Raw genomic sequence first — 2,345 nt, forward strand, 5'->3', positions numbered from 1 at the left:
GCGGCGCTCTGGTCGGTCCGAAGAACGACAGCCGCAACATCGCCGGAATCAAGGACCCGTCGGTGGTCTACCACAACGGCCGGTATCACGTCTTCGCCAGCACGGCCCGGTCCAGCGGCTACAACCTCGTCTACTTCAACTTCACCGACTGGAACCAGGCGAACTCTGCCACCTTCCACTACCTCGACCAGGCTCCCCTCGGTGCCGGCTACCGGGCCGCACCGCAGGTGTTCTACTTCGCCCCACAGGGGCTGTGGTATCTGGTCTACCAGACCGGCAACGCGTCGTACTCCACCAACCCGGACATCAGCAACCCGAACGGGTGGACCGCGCCCCGGCACTTCTACAGTGGCGTGCCGCAGATCATCCGGGACAACATCGGCAACGGCTACTGGGTCGACATGTGGGTCATCTGCGACAGCACCACCTGTCACCTCTTCTCCTCCGACGACAACGGCCAGCTCTACCGCTCGCAGACCTCACTGGCGAACTTCCCCAACGGCATGACCCAGCCGGTCATCGCCATGCAGGACGCCAACCGGAACCGCCTGTTCGAGGCGGCCAACGTGTACCGGGTCAGCGGCGGCAACACGTACCTGTTGCTGGTGGAAGCCATCGGTTCGGACGGACGCCGCTGGTTCCGGTCCTGGACGTCGAACGCCATCGCCGGCCCCTGGCGGGCCCTGGCCGACAGCGAGAGCAACCCGTTCGCCCGCGCCAACAACGTCACCTTCAGCGGCAACGCCTGGACCCGGGACATCAGCCACGGCGAGCTGATCCGCAGCGGCATCGACCAGACGCTGACCATCAGTGCCTGCAACCTGCGCTACGTCTACCAGGGCCTCGATCCCAACGCCGGCGGCGACTACAACAGCCTGCCCTGGCGGCTGGGCCTGCTCACGCAGACCAACTCCACCTGCTGAACCCGCACCAACCACCACCACCGGAAAGGGTCCATCGATGAAAGACCGCAGAGACGGCGCGGCGAGAATCCGGCCGCGTACCGTCGTGATGTCAGTCGTGGCCGGCGCCACGATGCTCGCCGCCACGGCGCTCACCGCGCCCGCCGCCAACGCCGCCGCCAGCACGCTGGGCGCGGCAGCGGCTCAGAGTGGGCGCTACTTCGGCGCCGCCACCAGCTCGTTCATGTTCTCGAACACCCAGCACACCACGATCCTCAACCGCGAGTTCAACTCGATCGTGGCCGAGAACGAGATGAAGTGGGACGCCACCGAGCCCCAGCAGAACGTCTTCAACTTCACCGGCGCCGACCGGCTGGTCGCGCACGCCCGGGCCAACGGGATGTCGGTGCGTGGCCACGCCCTGGTCTGGCACTCGCAGCAGCCCGGTTGGGCGCAGAACATGTCCGGCACCGCGCTGCGCAACGCCATGATCAACCACGTCACCCGGGTCGCCACCCACTTCCGGGGGCAGATCCACTCCTGGGACGTGGTCAACGAGGCGTTCGCCGACGGCGGCAGCGGCGGTCGGCGGGACTCGAACCTGCAACGCACCGGCAACGACTGGATCGAGGTGGCGTTCCGCACCGCGAAGGCCGCCGACCCGAACGCCAAGCTCTGCTACAACGACTACAACACCGACGGGATCAACGCGAAGTCGACAGGCATCTACAACATGGTGCGCGACTTCAAGTCCCGTGGTGTGCCGATCGACTGCGTCGGCTTCCAGTCCCACCTGGGCACCACGCTGGCCAGCGACTACCAGGCCAACCTCCAGCGCTTCGCCGACCTCGGCGTGGATGTGCAGATCACCGAGCTGGACGTGGCCCAGGGCGCCAACCAGGCGAGCATCTACGAGCGGGTGACCCGCGCCTGTCTGGCCGTGGCGCGCTGCAACGGCATCACGGTCTGGGGTGTGCGCGACAACGACTCGTGGCGGCGCGGGGAGAACCCGCTGCTCTTCGACGCCAACGGCAACAAGAAGCCGGCGTACACCTCGGTGCTCAACGCGCTGAACAGCGTCAGCGGACCGAACCCGACCACGCCGCCGCCGAACCCGACCACCCCGCCGCCGAACCCGACCACGCCGCCGCCGTCGGGTGGCGGGGCCTGCTCCGCGTCGGTGTCGCTGAACTCGTGGAGCGGCGGCTTCGTGGCCACCGTCCGGGTCACCGCCGGCAACGCCGCGATCCGCGGCTGGACGGTACGGATCACGCTGCCCGGCGGTACGACGGTCACCGGCACCTGGAACGCCCAGGCCAGCGGTAGCAGCGGCACGGTGAACTTCAGCAACGTCAGCTACAACGGCCAGCTCAGCGCGGGCGGCAGCACGGAGTTCGGCTTCCAGGGCACCGGCACCGGCCCCTCCGGCACCCCCACCTGCAC

The 2,345-nt window shown here is 68.0% G+C and carries 2 protein-coding genes; both read left to right on the forward strand.

Annotation, left to right across the window (positions count from 1 at the left end; all coding sequences use genetic code 11):
• Positions 1 to 923 (forward strand): glycoside hydrolase family 62 protein (locus C1I93_RS30180; RefSeq protein ID WP_258378384.1); only part of this gene is annotated, 923 nt, incomplete at its 5' end.
• 37 nt (positions 924 to 960) lie between these two features.
• Positions 961 to 2,345 (forward strand): glycoside hydrolase family 10 protein (locus C1I93_RS30185; RefSeq protein ID WP_181445384.1); only part of this gene is annotated, 1,385 nt, incomplete at its 3' end.

The organism is Micromonospora endophytica, from assembly GCF_003236305.1.
Lineage (GTDB): Bacteria > Actinomycetota > Actinomycetes > Mycobacteriales > Micromonosporaceae > Micromonospora > Micromonospora endophytica.